At 66.9% G+C, this 15,669-nt stretch carries 18 protein-coding genes, 1 tRNA gene and 3 pseudogenes; 9 read left to right on the top strand and 13 right to left on the bottom strand.

Going from position 1 to position 15,669, the window contains the following annotated elements:
- The first annotated feature begins 88 nt into the window (after positions 1–88).
- Complete coding sequence (gene proP / locus ACFYSH_RS19315) at positions 89–1,585, top strand: glycine betaine/L-proline transporter ProP (protein ID WP_359464660.1); 1,497 nt, start codon at positions 89–91, stop codon at positions 1,583–1,585.
- Between the two features lie 203 nt (positions 1,586–1,788).
- Here the strand turns inward: proP and ACFYSH_RS19310 are convergent, their stop codons facing one another.
- The 6 genes from ACFYSH_RS19310 to ACFYSH_RS19285 all read right to left on the bottom strand — a co-directional run bounded on the left by ACFYSH_RS19310 (position 1,789) and on the right by ACFYSH_RS19285 (position 5,629).
- Complete coding sequence (locus ACFYSH_RS19310) at positions 1,789–2,079, bottom strand: tetratricopeptide repeat protein (protein ID WP_359464662.1); 291 nt, start codon at positions 2,077–2,079, stop codon at positions 1,789–1,791.
- A 154-nt stretch (positions 2,080–2,233) separates the two neighbouring features.
- Positions 2,234–2,677, bottom strand: a complete 444-nt coding sequence (locus tag ACFYSH_RS19305; protein WP_359464665.1) for an NUDIX hydrolase — start codon at positions 2,675–2,677, stop codon at positions 2,234–2,236.
- 19 nt (positions 2,678–2,696) lie between these two features.
- On the bottom strand, positions 2,697–3,491 hold the full coding sequence (locus ACFYSH_RS19300; RefSeq protein ID WP_359464668.1) for an STM4013/SEN3800 family hydrolase: 795 nt from the start codon (positions 3,489–3,491) through the stop codon (positions 2,697–2,699).
- Positions 3,488–3,985 (bottom strand): hypothetical protein, encoded by a 498-nt coding sequence (locus ACFYSH_RS19295; RefSeq protein ID WP_359464670.1) that lies wholly within the window; start codon positions 3,983–3,985, stop codon positions 3,488–3,490. The genes ACFYSH_RS19300 and ACFYSH_RS19295 overlap by 4 nt, the downstream gene beginning before the upstream one ends.
- Positions 3,948–4,583, bottom strand: a complete 636-nt coding sequence (locus tag ACFYSH_RS19290; RefSeq protein WP_359464672.1) for a thymidylate kinase — start codon at positions 4,581–4,583, stop codon at positions 3,948–3,950. Before ACFYSH_RS19290 ends, ACFYSH_RS19295 begins: the two co-directional genes overlap by 38 nt.
- Positions 4,584–4,612: 29 nt before the next feature.
- Positions 4,613–5,629, bottom strand: coding sequence for a radical SAM protein (locus ACFYSH_RS19285; RefSeq protein ID WP_388753901.1), 1,017 nt, complete (start codon positions 5,627–5,629; stop codon positions 4,613–4,615).
- 205 nt (positions 5,630–5,834) lie between these two features.
- Between ACFYSH_RS19285 and ACFYSH_RS19280 the strand changes: the two genes are divergently transcribed.
- Both ACFYSH_RS19280 and ACFYSH_RS19275 read left to right on the top strand, forming a co-directional pair.
- Positions 5,835–6,584 (top strand): DUF6879 family protein, encoded by a 750-nt coding sequence (locus ACFYSH_RS19280; protein WP_388753898.1) that lies wholly within the window; start codon positions 5,835–5,837, stop codon positions 6,582–6,584.
- Between the two features lie 24 nt (positions 6,585–6,608).
- On the top strand, positions 6,609–7,499 hold the full coding sequence (locus tag ACFYSH_RS19275) for a helix-turn-helix domain-containing protein (RefSeq protein ID WP_388753895.1): 891 nt from the start codon (positions 6,609–6,611) through the stop codon (positions 7,497–7,499).
- Positions 7,500–7,670: 171 nt separating this feature from the next.
- Here the strand turns inward: ACFYSH_RS19275 and ACFYSH_RS19270 are convergent, their stop codons facing one another.
- The 4 genes and pseudogenes from ACFYSH_RS19270 to ACFYSH_RS19255 all read right to left on the bottom strand — a co-directional run.
- Positions 7,671–8,546, bottom strand: coding sequence for a hypothetical protein (locus ACFYSH_RS19270; protein ID WP_388753892.1), 876 nt, complete (start codon positions 8,544–8,546; stop codon positions 7,671–7,673).
- 275 nt (positions 8,547–8,821) lie between these two features.
- Positions 8,822–9,025: a DUF397 domain-containing protein gene (locus ACFYSH_RS19265; RefSeq protein WP_359464685.1), complete on the bottom strand. Its 204-nt coding sequence runs from the start codon at positions 9,023–9,025 to the stop codon at positions 8,822–8,824.
- A complete protein-coding gene (locus ACFYSH_RS19260; protein ID WP_359464688.1) occupies positions 9,022–9,852 on the bottom strand; it encodes a helix-turn-helix transcriptional regulator in 831 nt (276 codons plus the stop codon). Before ACFYSH_RS19260 ends, ACFYSH_RS19265 begins: the two co-directional genes overlap by 4 nt.
- Positions 9,853–10,051: 199 nt before the next feature.
- Positions 10,052–10,161: pseudogene (locus tag ACFYSH_RS19255) on the bottom strand (SAM-dependent methyltransferase); the annotation flags it as partial.
- Here ACFYSH_RS19255 and ACFYSH_RS19250 point away from each other — a divergent pair.
- From ACFYSH_RS19250 to ACFYSH_RS19235, 4 genes are all read left to right on the top strand, one after another.
- Positions 10,159–10,464: a YwqJ-related putative deaminase gene (locus tag ACFYSH_RS19250; RefSeq protein WP_388753887.1), complete on the top strand. Its 306-nt coding sequence runs from the start codon at positions 10,159–10,161 to the stop codon at positions 10,462–10,464. The pseudogene ACFYSH_RS19255 and the gene ACFYSH_RS19250 sit on opposite strands and share 3 nt — an antisense overlap.
- Complete coding sequence (locus tag ACFYSH_RS19245; RefSeq protein ID WP_359464693.1) at positions 10,377–10,907, top strand: SUKH-3 domain-containing protein; 531 nt, start codon at positions 10,377–10,379, stop codon at positions 10,905–10,907. The genes ACFYSH_RS19250 and ACFYSH_RS19245 overlap by 88 nt, the downstream gene beginning before the upstream one ends.
- Positions 10,885–11,106: a YwqJ-related putative deaminase gene (locus ACFYSH_RS19240; RefSeq protein ID WP_359464696.1), complete on the top strand. Its 222-nt coding sequence runs from the start codon at positions 10,885–10,887 to the stop codon at positions 11,104–11,106. Before ACFYSH_RS19245 ends, ACFYSH_RS19240 begins: the two co-directional genes overlap by 23 nt.
- Before the next feature lie 360 nt (positions 11,107–11,466).
- On the top strand, positions 11,467–12,417 hold the full coding sequence (locus tag ACFYSH_RS19235) for a hypothetical protein (RefSeq protein WP_359464698.1): 951 nt from the start codon (positions 11,467–11,469) through the stop codon (positions 12,415–12,417).
- 104 nt (positions 12,418–12,521) lie between these two features.
- Here the strand turns inward: ACFYSH_RS19235 and ACFYSH_RS19230 are convergent.
- A pseudogene (locus ACFYSH_RS19230) lies at positions 12,522–13,010 on the bottom strand (DUF7008 domain-containing protein); the annotation flags it as partial.
- Positions 12,998–13,557, bottom strand: a pseudogene (locus ACFYSH_RS19225) (NERD domain-containing protein); the annotation flags it as partial. The pseudogenes ACFYSH_RS19225 and ACFYSH_RS19230, both read right to left, overlap by 13 nt.
- 303 nt (positions 13,558–13,860) lie before the next feature.
- Between ACFYSH_RS19225 and ACFYSH_RS19220 the strand changes: the two are divergent.
- Together ACFYSH_RS19220 and ACFYSH_RS19215 are read left to right on the top strand one after the other, a co-directional pair.
- A complete protein-coding gene (locus tag ACFYSH_RS19220; RefSeq protein WP_359464700.1) occupies positions 13,861–14,862 on the top strand; it encodes an HNH endonuclease signature motif containing protein in 1,002 nt (333 codons plus the stop codon).
- Positions 14,863–14,909: 47 nt separating this feature from the next.
- Positions 14,910–14,993, top strand: a tRNA-Leu gene (locus ACFYSH_RS19215).
- Between the two features lie 56 nt (positions 14,994–15,049).
- On the opposite strand, the gene rdgB is transcribed toward ACFYSH_RS19215, so the two are convergent.
- Positions 15,050–15,652: an RdgB/HAM1 family non-canonical purine NTP pyrophosphatase gene (gene rdgB / locus ACFYSH_RS19210; RefSeq protein ID WP_359464702.1), complete on the bottom strand. Its 603-nt coding sequence runs from the start codon at positions 15,650–15,652 to the stop codon at positions 15,050–15,052.
- Positions 15,653–15,669 lie beyond the last annotated feature (17 nt).

The following is a 15,669-nucleotide window of genomic DNA, read 5'->3' as shown; positions in this document are numbered from 1 at the left end:
GATCGCAATCATCTGTTGATTCGGTTTGCAACCGCCATGACTGCGCAGAAGCCTTTCCTGGAACACCGTTCGACGAAAGGAACCGGCCATGGCGGCCTCCGACCCCCACCAGGCGGCCGACCCTGACGCGGTCAAACGCCACCCGGCGCTCTTCCGGGTCATCCGTAAGCGCCAGAACCCCCGGCTCCGCCGGACGGACATCACCATCACCGACGACCAGGCGGTCAAGCGCGCGGTGAAGGCGGCGTCGCTCGGTAACGCCATGGAGTGGTTCGACTTCGGCATCTACTCCTACCTGGCCGTCACCATCGGGCATGTCTTCTTCCCCTCCGGGAACGACACCACCCAGCTCCTCTCGTCGTTCGCGACCTTCGCCGTGGCCTTCCTCGTCCGCCCGCTCGGCGGCATGTTCTTCGGCCCCATGGGTGACAAGATCGGCCGCAAGAAGGTCCTGGCCCTCACCATGATCCTCATGGCGGTCGGCACCTTCGCGATCGGCCTCATCCCCTCCCACGACACCATCGGCGTCTGGGCCGCGGTCCTCCTGATCTTCTTCCGGATGCTCCAGGGCTTCTCCACCGGCGGCGAGTACGGCGGCGCCTCGACCTTCATCGCCGAGTACGCCCCCGACAAGCGCCGCGGCTTCTTCGGCAGCTTCCTGGAGTTCGGCACCCTCGCCGGCTACGTCGGCGCGGCCGGACTCGTCACCCTCCTGTACGCCGTCCTGGACACCGGCCAGATGGAGTCCTGGGGCTGGCGCATCCCGTTCCTCGTCGCCGGCCCCCTCGGCCTCGTAGGCCTCTACCTGCGACTCCGCTTGGACGAGACCCCCGCCTTCCAGAAGCTGGAGGGCGGCACCGCCCACGCCACGGAGGCCGCCGACCACGTCGAGTCGACGGCCAAGGGCGACCTCGCCAAGATCTTCCGCCAGTACTGGCCGACGCTGATCCTCTGCATCGCCCTGGTCGGCGCGTACAACATCACCGACTACATGCTGCTGTCGTACATGCCGACGTACCTCTCGGACGAGCTCGGCTACAGCGAGACCCACGGCCTGCTCATCCTGCTCGCCGTCATGGTCTTCCTGATGCTGATCATCAGCCAGTTCGGCAAGCTGTCGGACCGCTTCGGCCGCAAGCCGCTGCTGATGGCCGGGATGCTCGGCTTCCTGTTCCTGTCCCTCCCGGCCTTCCTCCTGATCCGTCAGGGCAGCATCCCGGCGATCACCATCGGCATGATGATGCTCGGCCTCTCGCTGGTCTGCATGCTGGGCACGATGTCCGCCGCCCTCCCCGCCCTGTTCCCGACCAACGTGCGCTACGGCTCCCTGTCGGTCGGCTACAACCTCTCGGCGTCGATCTTCGGCGGCACGACCCCGCTGGTGATCACCGCCCTGATCAGCTGGAGCGGCTCGAACCTCATGCCTGCGTACTACGCGATGGCGGCGGCCCTGGTCGGCGTGATCGCGGTGGCCTGCATGAAGGAGACCGCCAACCAGCCCCTGGCCGGCTCCCCGCCCTCGGTGGAGACGGAAGCGGAGGCCGCCGAGATGGTCCACGCCCAGAGCCCGGACCCGAAGTTCTGACCCACGTTCCTCGCCGGAGGGCCCGCCATCGGGGAGTACCCGGATGGCGGGGCTTCCCTCGGCGCGCACCAACGGCCTTCAGCCGCCCATAAGTTCCTGGTTGACACGTTCGACGTGTGCGTGCAGCGGTCCCTCGGTGACGACACGCTCGCCCTGGCCGCGCCTCCTACGGCCTGCGCATAGCGCCCTACATCGGGGCCCTCTCACCACCCCGTCCCGTGATACCGGCTCGCGACCGTGAAGGGGTGTTCGGGGCCCAGGCCGCGTTCCCGCCGCAGGACGACGGCCGCCATCAGCGCGATTCCCTCGTCCACGTGCCCGAGTGCGGCCCGGGTACGGGAGAGGAGTTGCCCGGCGGCGAGCACGATCGGGTACTCGGGCCCGAAACGCCGCTCATGCGTCTCGACGTCCTGCCGGATCTCACGGTCGGCCTCGTCGAAGCGGCCCAGGAGATACAGCGCCCACGCGTGGTTGTGCCGGGCGCACAGGGTCACGGTGTGGTCGGGGCCGAGGACGCGCTCACACTCCGACGGCAGGGTGAGCAGTGTGCCACCCTGATACTGGCTCCTCAGCGTGCGGGACAGGGGTAAATTCGCTGAGGTGGACGATGACCCACGGGCTGTCGGTCGGTCCCGGGATCGACTCCTCTCAGACTGCGATGGCCTGCTGGGCCAGCAGCAGTGCCAGCGGTCCCCCTTGGAGCAGGAAGCGTCCCTCGACGGCGGCCCGAATCGCGTCGGGCATCGGCCACCACATGAGCGTGAAACTCTCTTCGCCGGGCATGAGCTGCTGCGGTCCACAGGTGAGCCCTTCGGCCAGGAAGAGGTGGATGCGGGCAGTGGAGTCGAGAGTGATGGCGTACGAGCCGAGGGGCCGCCAGGTCTGGGCGATGACGCCGGCTTCCTCGCGCAGCTCACGCCGCGCGCAGTCTTCCGGTGTCTCGCCCTCCTCCCGGCGCCCCCCGGGCAGGAACACGTACTCGCCGCCGTGCTGGGTGAATTCGGCGGTCAGGACGGCGACCATGCCCACCGCGTCTCGGGCCACGATGACGGAGGCGTCGCGCTTCGCCTCCTGCCGGGTTGTGTCGGTCATGGCCCGGGAGCGTATCCGCCTACTCTGACAGCCAGGCCGCGTACGGCACGTTCAACACGGTCGGATGAGCAATGCCCCGCCCGTGGTAGCCGTCCTCACCGAAGGCGTCGCCGTGGTCGGCACACATGATGATCAGCCATCTCTCCTTGCCGGTGAGCCCGTCGACCAGGCGGCCCAGGTGTTCGTCCGCGTACGCGAGCGCGGCGGCCTGGGACTGCCAGGAGTCACCTCTGTCACCGGTGTAGTGGCCGTGGGGGACGTGGGTGGCGGAGACGTTGACGAACAGGAACAGCGGCCGGCAGGCGTACCGCTCGGCGACGGTCAAGGCGTGTTCGACCTGGTGGCGGGTGGAGTCGGGCTCCGGGGAGCAGAAGTCGGGCCGCCAGTGGTCCTCGTCGAACATGTCGGGCAGCACCGCCCCAAGCGGTGTCTCCCGCGAGAAGTAGGTCACGCCGCCGACGCACACAGTGCGGTAGCCGTGCTGGGCGAGCCCGGTGAGAAGGTTCGGCGCGTCGAAGACGAACGTGCCCGCATCGACCGTTTTGAACGCGGGCGGGCGGCACTCCCACAGCCGCGGCGGTTGTACGGGCTGCGGGAGTTTGGGCAGGAAGCCGGAGAAGAACGCGAGGTGCGCGGGGAGGGTGAAGGTACCAGGGGTGCGGCGTTCTTCCCACGCTCCGCCCGGCAAGATCTTCGCCAGGCGCGGGGTCTGCCCGGCGTGCAGGGCCGCGCGGGCGACGTCGTAGCGCAGGGAGTCCAGGGTGACGAACAGGATGCCGGTGCCGCTTCGGATGACGTCGGCCGCGTCGATCACAGTGCCTCCACCAGGTCGCGGCGTTCGATGATGCGGCCCTTGGCATGGTCGTTCACCGGGAGGGGGACCCGGTCGGAAACGATCATCTGCCGCAGTCCGGCCAGACCGGTGTCCTCGGTGACCGACCGGCCGTCCACGTCATAGAGGCGGATGGTGACGGTCTGCCGCCCGCCGACGTCGGCCGTGGTCAGCAGGGCTCCGGGGACGCCCCCGAGTCGCTTCATGGCGTGTATGAGCTGGGCTTCGTCGGCCACGCCGAGGCTCGAGACCTGGCAGCCGAAGTGCTGGGCGTTGATGGCCCCGCAGCAGAACCGCTGGTAAAACCCGGCCGTGATGGGGTGGCTGTCGTGGGCCACGGCCATCTGCCGGACCCGGCCGACCACAACAAAGCAGGCGGCGACCCACCAGGCGACGGCTTCGTGGAGCTCGTCCGGGAACGCGCCGGTGACGCCGCCGTCACGGATGACGGCGTCGGTGTCGATCGGGCTGAGCACGCCTGTCCTCCAGGTGCTTGACGATGATGTCGGCCAGGTTGTCCGGGCTGCGGTCGTCGGTGGAAAGCATGACCGTGCTCGGATCGGTCTCGGCGACGGACTGGAAGTGCTCCCGGAGCCGGGCGAGACGGCCGGGGACGTCGAACAGGTCGGTGTCGTCCTGCTTCACGTCCGTCTTGATGCTCATCCGCTCCTTCAGCGAGTTCTCGGAACTGATGAGATAGAAAGTGGCGTCCGGCACCACGAGGTAAGGCAGGAACGGGGTGATCAGCTCTCGCACCTGGTCCAGGCCGACGCGGTTGACGGCGGCATGGCAGGCCATGACCGAGGAGGCGTACCGGTCCGCGACCACCGGCCCCGTGCAAAGGTGCTGCCGGACGGCGTCGGAGACGTGCAGGAGGCCGGAGAGGTAGAAGGCGAACTGCGGCAGCGGCCGAAGCTCCCGGTTGGCCATGTCGCACCAGCCGGTGTGCGGATCGGTGAGGGTGTGGATCTCCGTGGCGCCGAGCCGCTGTACCAGCAAGCGGGCGAGCGTCGACTTCCCCACTCCCGAGACACCTTCCAGGACGACGAACGGCCCCTGGCGTTTCCCCTCCACCCGGGGTGTGTACGGGGCTCGAAGGGGACTCACAGGGTGCCCTCTGTGAAGGCTGTCACGTGCCGGGCCACGGCCGCCGGAACCACCTCCGGATCGGCGAGCGCGTGCCGGATGTCCATGCGGAGGTCGTCCCGCAACAAGCAGGGCTGGATTCCACCGGCGTGATCCAGGCGCAGGGCCCAGAAGCCCTCCACGCACTTGGCCTTCACCGGGCAGGTGCCGCACTGGCCGACGTGGTGGCGCCCGAGTTCGCGTTGGACGACGTCGATCTCGATGCCGTCGATGCGGAAGATCCGCCGCCCCTGGCCGGTGCCGGAGACTTCTGTCTCCTCCTCGCCGGTCAGGGTGCGTAGGTGGTCGATGATGCCCCGGGCCCCGACGGCCGAGGACTTCCGGTCGGCGTTGAAGTCGGTGTCCACCAGCTCGATGAACTGCACCGGCAGCCTACGCTCCAGCGCGAAGGCGAGGATGCCGTGCAACTCGTGCTCGTTCTCGCGCTGGATGAGCGTGTTCAGCTCCACCCGCTCGAACATCTCGCGGGCGGCCTCGATGCCGTCCAGAACGGCAGCGATGCCGGCACGGGTCTGGGCAATGGCCCGGAAGGAATCGTCGGAGAAGTAGTGCAGGGAGACCTTCACCTTGTCCAGGCCGGTCGTGGCGAGCCAGTCCTGATGGGTGCGCACCAGCAGGCCATTCGTGATCAGTGTGTAGGACACGTCCGGGCCGTGGACCGGGAGCTGGGTGAGCACCGGCCTTGCCAGCTTCGACGTCAGTGGCTCACCGCCGGTGAAGTAGACCCGCTTCAGACCGGCGCCGATCATCTCGCGCAGGACATTCACGTAGTCGTCAGCGGTCAGTTCGCGCACACGGGGCCTGGCCTCCCGATGCAGGTGAGTGAACGGTGGCGGCACGTCGCCCTCGTTGTGGCAGAACCAGCACTTCAGATTGCAGGCGGGGGTCAACGAGACCCTGAGCTGTCCACGCAGTGCCGCGAAGTTCCGCAGCGCGGTCCAGTCCACATCGGTTTTCGGTAGCGAAACGGTCAAGACCTGCTCCTTTCATCTGGTGAGCTCCATCCATGAACGCGACGGTAAAGAGCAGGCGTTGTGAGGTGCCATGAGGGTTGCGCGAGGTTGCTCCAGTCCTCGGCGAAGTTGCGTAAAGTTGCTGATTAGGTCGGCCGAAGCCTGGGCGAGGGGTGTTGGTCTCGTGGAAGCCTGGGAGCTCACTCCCTGAGGGAAGGACCAGATCATGGCCCGACGACTGCGTTTCAATGGCACGGGCAGCGGTGTCAACGGGTGCCCGTCCATTCACGAAGACCTCGACACGGGTCAGGTCATCGTGCACGGCCCCGCCCTCACCGACCCCGACGACATCGCCCGGCTCCGGCACCTGAACGAGGGCGAGGTGCCCATCGTGGTGCCGCGCGAACTGCTGGTCGACTTCGGCCCGAAGGAGGTCGTCCGCGTGCCGAACATCATCGGGCTGGACGAGTTCGACCGGCTCTTCACACAGTTCGAGCACACGGCGTGGCGCTTGGAGACGCGCCGCCGATACGCGTCGGACGAGCTCACCGACACTTACGCCCAGTTCACGAGCGGTGAGCCCGTCGACTGGCACGGCATCGACGCGGAGTGGTGCGCCGAACGTCGCGAGCAGACCGCGCTCGGCAAGCGGTTCGAGCGTGTCCGCATCGTCGACAACCCGCCTACGGCAGGCCAGCTGTACCTGCTCGACAACGCGCGTCGCAACAGCGCCGTCGGCGAGAGGATCCTCAACCTGTCGCGAGAGGATGCCGACCGTCTCGGTCTGCCCGCCGAGGATTTCTGGATCTTCGACTCGCGGCTGGTGGCGCTGCTCGGCTTCGACGACGCCGACAACCTCGTCGACGTCGAGCTGATCACCGAGCCCGCCGCAGTACTGCGGTACGCCATGACACGCGACGCGGCGCTGCATCATGCCGTCCCGTACGACGAGTTCGCGGCACGGTTGACCGCGTAGGAGGACTGAGGCAGGTGCGCTCCGGTGAGCACGGACTACCAGCAGGCCCGAGCAGCACTCGGGCTACGGCTGCGCGAGCTCAGACTCTCCACCCCTGGGGGCCGGCTCACCGGTACGGAACTCGCCGAGCAGTACGGGTGGAACAAGTCGAAGGTCAGCAGGCTGGAGAACGGCAGGCAGACACCCACGCCCGATGACCTGCGCAAGTGGGCGGAGGCAACCGGCCGACCCGAGGCGTTCGACGAACTGCTCGCACGCCTGAAGGGCTTCGAATCCCATATCCGGTCATGGCGACGGCAGCTGGCCTCCGGGCACAAGGCGGTCCAGGACACTCACCTGGGCGCGCATGCCGAAGCCTCCGTGTTCCGCGGCTGGGAGTCCTCCATGATCTTCGGGATTCTCCAGACACCGGACTACGCGCGGTCGATTTTCACGAGGTACGCGGAACTCCAGCGATCGCCACGCGACACCGAGGAAGCGGTCCGGTCCCGTGTGAAGCGGCAAGCGACGCTGTACGACTCGTCCAAGCGTTTCCACCTCATCCTGTGGGAAGCCGCCCTTCACGCCCTGGTCTGCCCGCCGTCCGTGCTCGCCGCACAGCTCGATCGCCTCGCGGGAGCCATCGGCCTGGACACGGTTGAGCTGGGGATCATCCCGCTGTCCGCTTCGCTCAAGATCCCCCCGGCCACCGCCTTCTGGATCTACGACGACCGCCAGGTGATCGTAGAGAACTGGCACGCGGAGCTGTGGATCGATGACGAAGTCAGCGTGGACACGTATCTGCGTACCTGGAAGGCACTCCGGGAGTCCGCCGTGTACGACGCTGACGCACACCGTCTCATCAGCGCGGCACGACGGGCATTGCACCCGCCGGTCGGGAAGACAGACGACTCGGGGCAGGAGCACCGGTCATGACTTCGCTCACCGGATTCCCCCTCGGGGCCACTCATCCCCACGCCGGAGCAGCGGCGCCAACGCCGCCCTCGCCACTCCGGCGAACGGCCGTAGCGCCGGAGGAACCTGGCCCGCACCTCCATCGCAAACGGAAGGCCACCCTCCTGGGCGGCCTGGAGAGCACTCGCGGCGTCAGGCCCTGGGTTCCTCCAGCTTGACGGCAGTGGTGTCCGCACTGTGCCGCTCAGCGTCCTCCGAGGCGAAGGTCTCGTACTCCTCCACGACTTCCCCGTCCACGACTTCCCCGTCCATCGCTCGGTGCGACGGGTCCGCCAGCGGCAGGCCGGAGAGGTGCTTCTTGAGCCTCTTGGCCATCGGAAGGTAGGTGGCAAAGGTGAGCCCGCCGGAGACCACGGCCCCGACGATGGGGATGGCTTTGGAGACGCCCTTCGCGAAGGACTGCTTGGTCATCTGAACGCCGAGGTAAGTCGCGGACTTCTTCACGAGCGGGTAGATGACACCCTTGGTGAGCGCCTTCTGGGGCAGCTTCTTCGCGACCTGCTTCGACATCATCCCGGCGACCTTCCCCACGGCAACATTCGCCGACTGGGTGCCGAACATCACGCCGAAGAACAGCGTGAGCACCCCTATGGTCGCGTCATCAACGTCATCGCCCTCGTCGGAGAACAGATCGGGCCAGCTGTAGAGGTAGGCGAGCTTCTGCGAGATACGCAGCATGTGGCCGACGTACTGGGCCAGGTCGGCGGGCACCGTGGCGGGAAGGGCGAGGATGCCGGGTAGTCCGGCGGCGGCCGAGAGTGCGCTGACTTTGGCGGTTTCGTAGCGGATGGAGTCCTTGGCGACCTTGTCGAGGAGCTCGACAGTGATGCCCGCCGCAGCGGGAGTCTCTGCAATCGCTCGTCGGATCTCGTCCTCGGAGCAGTGCCGGGCCAGCGCACTTCGGAGGTACGACTCCCTGTGGATACGCACGCCCGGCAGCTTCGCCGCCGCCAGCAGCACCGTAAAGAAACGCGACTCGGGGTGCTCAATCTCTTTACCCTGCTTCATAGCAGGAATTTACCGTAGCTCCGCGCTCTACGGGCCCGCATGCATCGGCTCCGGTGAGACCTCGTTATGCGGGTGACACCGGCGTGAGAGCCGGCTCCACCACGACGTCGACCGTCACCCGGGAAGGCGACCGCCGCCGCGCACCGAGCGCCTGTGAGGGGACGTAGCTGCCGTGGCCGCTACGCCATCGAGCGAGGTGCCGGGAGGCAGGATGCGCAGGGCCCCCGCGGCAAGCACACGCCCGCCGGAGGGCCCTGCGATCGGCACTACCTCTGTCAGCGTGCCGCGAACTCCACGAAGGCGGCCCACGCCGTCGGTTCCACGGCGAGTGCGGCGCGGGTGGTGTCCTTCGAGTCGCGGACGTGGACCCTGGCGGGGCGGGCGGCGACCTCGACGCATTCGCCGCCTTCCTCGCTGCTGTAGCTGCTCTTGCGCCATACCAACTGGTCTATGTGCGGCTGATGTACGTGCGCATTCATGGCTCTCCCAGCAACTTCTCTACGTACGCCAATGATTCCCGAGGAGTCAGCGCCTGCGCCCGGATGATCCCGTACTTGGCCTCCAGCGCACGGACGCGATCACGCTCCGTCTGCAGGCGACTGACGTTCTGCACCTCGGCGTACGCGATCCTCCGCCCTTCTTTCGTCTCGATCAAGGTGAAGGGACCAGCCATACCCGCGTTCTCCTCACGGTCGAGCGGCATCACCTGGATCTCGACATTCCGCCGCTGCCCCATCAGGAGAATCTGCTCAAGCTGGCCACGCAGGATGCCCCTGCCTCCGATGGGACGCCTCAACACTGCCTCATCTATGACGAAGCTGGCGAGCAACGCGTCACGACCGGACAAGATCTCCTGCCGGACCAGGCGGGCGCTCACTCGCTGTTCGACCAGGTCGTCATGCATGGGCGGTCGCATCATCGTGAAGATGGCCCGCGCGTACTCTTCGGTCTGCAAGAGGCCAGGCACCGCCTGGTTCGCGTACACATGCAGCTCGACGGCTTCCGCCTCCAGCCGTGCCGCATCCCTGAAGAACGCCGGATACTGAGCCCGAGCCACCTCCTCCTTGCTCGCACTCAAGACCCCACCCGCCTGCAACACTTCATCGGCCTGGTCGATGAACTTCGGCGGCGGAATACGTCGTGCCTGCTCGAACGACGCGATCGTCGACGCCGAGTACCCGGTCAGCGACCCGAGCCTCGCGCGATCCAGGCCCGCCCGCTCACGGAACAGCTTCAACTGCCGCCCGAACACGCACAGCATGCCCGTCCCAACCTCGTACTCCGGCTGCTGAACCTCGTCGTCCACGCCGCAGCTCCTCTCGTACAACCGCCCAGTCAGCCAACTCGGGGCCCGGAAACCCGGTCACGCCCAACACCACGTACAAGCGCACCGACCGCGTGTACAGCCCGTACCCGCTCAGCTCATCACTCCTGGTCAACGCTACGCAGAGTCCGAGACCATTGACCCTATGAAGTCGGAAACTCCCTCGAACGGGCACATGCCGCAGCACTCCGCCCCAGACGGCCTGCTGGTAGCTGTACCGGTAGGTGAACATCGCCTTTCCGGCGAAGCCCCCCCTTTGTGCATGCCCTGCGGCCCGTACGCGCCGGGATGGCCGACGGCTCGAGAACACACAGAAAATGCGCCGAGGTGGCACTCATATCCGATCGCCTGCGCGGAACAGGGGAAAGAGACAACATAAAGATCAGTACACCGGAGGACATTCACAGGGTGATGAGCGGCGCACTCGTATACTCCCTGCAGATCGGAGAGCAGGACTCCCCCACCGGGCTCAGGAATCACGGGGACTGCAAAGAGCCCTGCCGATCGTGCTCAAGAATTCTTCCGCTGGTCGGCGTCACAGCACACACACAGGCAAGGGAAATATGCCAATTCTTTCCACAGCAGAAGAAGTAGACGCGTGGCTGTCAGAGGCCGGATGGTATCCGGGCCGCGACGTCGAAGACGAGGCATCCGACGCGGTTTCGGCCGTCGTCGAGCGCTATCGTTCCTACGGCGTGGAGATCGAACCTTCCGCCCCCGCCCTCGCCTTCAGCCGGGAGCATGCACTCCTTCGGGCGGTCATCGACACCGCACCAGAGAATTTTGTCGTCTTCACGCCTCATCTCGTATTCAAAGGGGATGCCGAGGAGATCTCCGAACTTGCCACAGACCTCGGTGTACAGCTTTTCCCGGTCGGGTACGACACCTACGACGGTTCCACCCTGCTCATTGACACGAACGGACGATTCTTTTTTTCGCATCACACAGGAGCATACTATCTGGGGCGCGAAAAATACGAGGCGCTGATAAGCCTCATGAGCAGCGAGACGGAAGATGCGGAGAACTACTTTGTCTGACCTCGTCCCCGGAGTGGCGGCATCACTACTCGTCAACGGTCAGATATTCAGTCAGACCGATCTCGGTGGGGAAGACCTTCCTGACCTTCACCCTGCGGTGCGGGACTTCTTCGACGCCCTCCCCACGGAGAACCGCGAGTACTTCGTCGGACACTGCGCCGAGTCCGCCTTGGTCTCGGACCGGTTGTGGGGGTTGTGAACTGCTGTCGGTTCGGTGTGCGGAAGTGCGTAGTAGCGCGCGGGAGTGAGTCCGACAGCCGTGCGGGCAATGGCGGGAACGGGAGTTCTGGGCAAGCCCTTCACCCGCTGGTCGGTCCGTAAGCTGGTCGATCCGTAAACTGGTTGGTCACCTGCGCCGGAACATCGCCAGGCCCGTTCGGATCGGACAGGCGTGAGGCCCTGCGGTGCGTGCTTACCGGGAAGAGGCTCCCTCATGACCCGCACCACCCCGCCACGTCCCCTCGACGTGGAAGCGGTTTTCCCTGCCCTGGCAGCCCACCGGCGCACAACCACCCGGCTGCACCCACGTCATGGCTCTCCCGGGACGCAGGACAGTTCAGTGGCGGGTCCTCTCCTCTGGCCGGCTGACGAACCGTGGCCGGTGTGCACGGCCGTCCACCCGAAGGGCACGGGCCACCTGCTCTCCGATGTGCGGCTGAGCCGCAGGATTCTGGAGGACTCCCGCGGGCGGGAGCACACGGAGGAGGAACGGCGCCTGCTCGACGGCATGGGCGAGGGCAACCACGTCCCGGAACTTCAGGACGACGCCCCGCTGCCGATGCTGGCCGTTGCCCAGTTGTACGCACGAGAGATCCCGGATCTCGTGGGACCCGAGGACCACGACCTGCTGCAGGTCTTCTGGTGCCCCTTTGAGGTGCACGGCACCGACCGCACGATCGACGTCGTACTGAAGTGGCGACGGTCCACCGATGTCGGCGCCGTACTCATGCCTCAGCCCGAACCGCCGGTGGTCGGCCGCGAGGAATGCGTGCCGAACACGTGCGTCCTCCACCCGGAGCAAGTCGTGGAGCACGAGTACTTCGGGCTGCTGGATGAAGCGCTGCAGGAGGAGATCGACGCGTGGGAGGAGGGTCTCCTCGACGAGGACGATGCGGACGAATACAGCTCCGCTCCACCAGCAAGCTACGCGACGTATGAGGAGTACGCAGAGGCGATGGCCGCAGCCGAAGCTGCCGAGCCCGAGGAGATCAACTACATGAGCGATCTGTCGATCGCCCCTGGCTGGAAGGTCGGCGGCTTCGCTTCATGGCACCTGACCGACCCCGCTCCGGTCGACTGCGAGGTGTGCGGGGCAGCGATGCCGCCCCTGCTCACCGTGGACATGTGGGAGTGCGACGGTGCCTCACGCAGCTGGCTGCCGATCGAGGACCGGGACGGCCAAGACCCGCACGCGACCAACCCGACCGACGTCTACCTCGGCCGCGGCCTGATGCGCGTACACACCTGCCCCACCGATCCCGCTCACCCGCACCGGCTCAGCTTCCAGTAGCCGAAGAGCCTTCGTCCTTGCCGGCCTGGCCGCACCTGATCGTTCCGGGTTCGGCAGGGACTCCAGGTTATGGCTGTGCCCAGCGGATCTCGATCTGCTCCTGGCTACTGCTTCGCTGCTGCGCGACGACCTCGGATCGCGGCCTGAGGACGCCAGCCGCGGACGTCGTCGTCGGTGAGGCCGTGCTCGCCCTGCTTCTGCTGGCGGTAACCGGCGAAGAAGTCCGCCGGGGAACCGCTGTAAAGCATGTCGAACTCCTTGTGCCACGGGGACAGCCACGGCTGGACTTCCAGCAGGCCGGCGAGGAACGGCGTGATCTCCTCGGTGGACAGCGCGGTGTTGGTGAAGTACGTCGCCTGCGCCTGCGCCTGCTCCTTGTGGTCCCAGCCGGCCCACCCGTACAGCTCGGGGGGCGGCGTTGGTCTGCCCTGGAGCGCGTCCCAGCCCTCGGTGGCCCAGCGGCGCTTGTACTCGGGGCGCTCGACCATGTTGATGGCACGGTTCGACTCGATGGCGACGATGCGCTTCTGGACGATCTCGCGGTAGGGGGCGGGCCAGTGGGCGGGAATCTCGGTAATGGGAGTGGAGCGGTGGAGCCGCGCTCGCTGAGGTAGATACGGACGCGGACGGCCTCGGGGAGGTCGCTGTGACGGGCGAGGTAGTCCGCCCAGGTGGCCCCGGAGTCGAAGGACTTCCGGTCCAGCTCGTAGGGGCCGACCTTGTACTGGGCGTCGCTGCGCCGCACGCCGACCTTCTCGAGGGCGGCCTTGATCTCCGTACGCGCAGGCCGCCGTCGGTGAAGCAGACGGCCTCGGCGACCCAGACCCGCCTGCCGCCGGTCTGTGCGAGCAGGCCGGCCAGCTCCTTGGCCTTCCGGTTGACCAGATGCAGCGGGTTGCCGTGGGGGCGGCGGTAGCCGCCGGGGGTGGTCTGGACCCAGGTGCCGTTCTCGGAGGTGACCGAGCCGTGCCAGTCCTTCAGCTCGATCATGCACACGCCGCCGGGTGCGACGCCCAGCAGGTCGACCTTGCGGACGTGGCCGGTGTCGGCGGTGAAGGTGAAGTTCGACCAGGCCCGCCAGGGGTCGGAGTCCGGCAGCTTCTGCCCGGAGAGCCGGTGAAGGAAGGAAAGATCGGGCATCCGGCTCACACGACCGCGGCATCGGCCTGGCTGATGCGGTCGAACGCCGCCCCACGGGAACCGCCAACCGGCCCCTGGCCGGCTCCCCGCCCTCGGTGGAGACCGAGGCGGAGGCCGCCGAACTGGTCCATGCCCAGAGCCCGGACCCGAAGTTCTGACACGCACCTCGCACGGAAGGGCCCGTACCGCCATAAAGCGGTACGGGTCCTTCCGCATCTCATCGCATTATGGACGTGACCATCCGATTACCGGTTCGTTGCTCCGTACGAGGCCGCGAACGCGCGGCCGGATGCGGAGGGGAGCATGTCCGACGCGTACGACCTGGAAAGGCTCGTCACGGCCGTGGCAGAAGCGAGCAACTGGACCGACCTCATGCGCCGTCTGGGCTTGAAGAAGAGTGGCGGCAGGCATCGAGTCCTCAAGGAGAGGGTCACAGAGCTTGGACTCGACACAAGCCACTTCAAGCAGCGAAGCCCATGGCGCAAATACCCTGACGCAGCCATCGCTGCCGCTGCGGCGTCGTCGTCATCGCTGCGCGAGGTGGTCCTCAAACTGGGGGCGACTCCGGCAACCGGCACGTTGTCTCACATAGCCCGCCGCATCACGGCTGCGGGGATCGACGTCAGCCACTTCCCTGGTATGAATCGACCACAGTTGGGCCTCCTGTTCAGCACCGAGGAACTACAGGTTGCCGCCGGCAGCACCGACTCCGTGCGCGGGGTGGCGCGCGCGCTGGGTGTCCCTGACGACGGCCGGTCGCGCGCCGCAGTAGCCGCGATGCTCCGCAGCAGGGGGATCGACACCTCCCACTTCCGCAATGCGCGCCTCTCCATCCCGGAGGAGGCGTTGCGTACTGCAGTGCGGGACGCCGTCAGCTTCGCCGATGTGATGCGCGCACTCGGCCTTGCAGTGAACGATGCCAACCACCGCCGGGTACGACGCAAGATCCTGCAGATGCAGTTGGACACAAGCCACTTCAAACGGCGCTCGTGGCGTTCGGTTCATGTGCCTGAGCAGAGGCAGATTGCACCGAAGGCACTTGTGATCATGCCGCAGGGATCGGCGCGCGTGAACCGGACGCGCCTCCACCGGGCACTCCAGGAGATCGGCGTGGAGTACCGGTGCACGTCGTGCGGGAACACCGGCGAGTGGCTGGGGAAACCCATCACGCTCCAGATCGACCACGTCAACGGCAACTGGCTGGACAACCGGGCAGGGAACCTGCGCTATCTGTGTCCGAATTGCCATGCGCTGACAGACACGTGGTGCCGTAACCGACGCCGAGCCAAGACAGCAACGGCCTAGCCTCCCCCCTACCGGCCGCCGCTCCCGCTTGTAGACTGCCAACACGCGCGCGAGTGCTGGAACTGGTTAGACAGGCTGGTTTTAGGTACCAGTGCCCTAGTGGCGTGAGGGTTCGAGTCCCTTCTCGCGTACGTCGCGAAGGCTCAGCACGTACTTGTACGTGCTGAGCCTCTCGTATCGGCCGACGTCAGCCCACCAGTTCCCGCACCACCGGCACCAGTGCCCGGAACGCCTTGCCCCGGTGGCTGATCGCGTTCTTCTCCGCCGGAGTCAGCTCCGCGCACGTCCGTGCTTCGCCGTCGGGCTCGAGGATCGGGTCGTAGCCGAAGCCGTAGCCGCCGGCCGGGGCGGTGCGCAGGGTGCCCGTGAGGCGGCCCTCGACCACGCGTTCCGTGCCGTCGGGGAGGGCCAGGGCAGCGGCGCAGGCGAAGTAGGCGCCGCGGTGGGGGGCGGAGATGTCGCCGAGCTGGGCGAGGAGCAGGTCCAGGTTGGCCTTGTCGTTGCCGTGGGCCCCGGCCCAGCGGGCCGAGAAGATGCCGGGGGCTCCGCCGAGTACGTCCACGCAGAGGCCGCTGTCGTCGGCGATGGCCGGGTGGCCGGTGGCCCGGGCCAGGGCGTGGGCCTTGAGGAGGGCGTTCTCGGCGAAGGTGACGCCGGTTTCCTTGACATCGGGGATGTCCGGGTACGCGTCCGCGCCGACGAGGTCGTGGGTCAGGCCCGCGTCGGCGAGGATCGCGTGGAGTTCGGTGATTTTCCCGGCGTTGCGGGTGGCGAGGATCAGGCGCGTCATGCGTCGATTATCGCCGC

Source organism: Streptomyces sp. NPDC005791 (assembly GCF_042871485.1).
In the GTDB taxonomy this organism is placed as follows: domain Bacteria; phylum Actinomycetota; class Actinomycetes; order Streptomycetales; family Streptomycetaceae; genus Streptomyces.
The sequence above is the reverse complement of the archived record's forward strand: the minus strand, read 5'-3'. Positions and strand labels throughout refer to the sequence as shown.

Excerpts from the sequence above, each read along its gene's own strand:
- ACFYSH_RS19280 (WP_388753898.1), top strand. The coding sequence starts at position 5,835 with ATGGCCCGACGACTGCGTTTCAATGGCACGGGCAGCGGTGTCAACGGG.
- proP (WP_359464660.1), top strand. The coding sequence starts at position 89 with ATGGCGGCCTCCGACCCCCACCAGGCGGCCGACCCTGACGCGGTCAAA.
- ACFYSH_RS19240 (WP_359464696.1), top strand. The coding sequence starts at position 10,885 with ATGCGGAGAACTACTTTGTCTGACCTCGTCCCCGGAGTGGCGGCATCA.
- ACFYSH_RS19220 (WP_359464700.1), top strand. The coding sequence starts at position 13,861 with ATGTCCGACGCGTACGACCTGGAAAGGCTCGTCACGGCCGTGGCAGAA.
- ACFYSH_RS19270 (WP_388753892.1), bottom strand. The coding sequence starts at position 8,546 with ATGAAGCAGGGTAAAGAGATTGAGCACCCCGAGTCGCGTTTCTTTACG.
- ACFYSH_RS19305 (WP_359464665.1), bottom strand. The coding sequence starts at position 2,677 with ATGACCGACACAACCCGGCAGGAGGCGAAGCGCGACGCCTCCGTCATC.
- rdgB (WP_359464702.1), bottom strand. The coding sequence starts at position 15,652 with ATGACGCGCCTGATCCTCGCCACCCGCAACGCCGGGAAAATCACCGAA.
- ACFYSH_RS19265 (WP_359464685.1), bottom strand. The coding sequence starts at position 9,025 with ATGAATGCGCACGTACATCAGCCGCACATAGACCAGTTGGTATGGCGC.
- ACFYSH_RS19250 (WP_388753887.1), top strand. The coding sequence starts at position 10,159 with ATGGCCGACGGCTCGAGAACACACAGAAAATGCGCCGAGGTGGCACTC.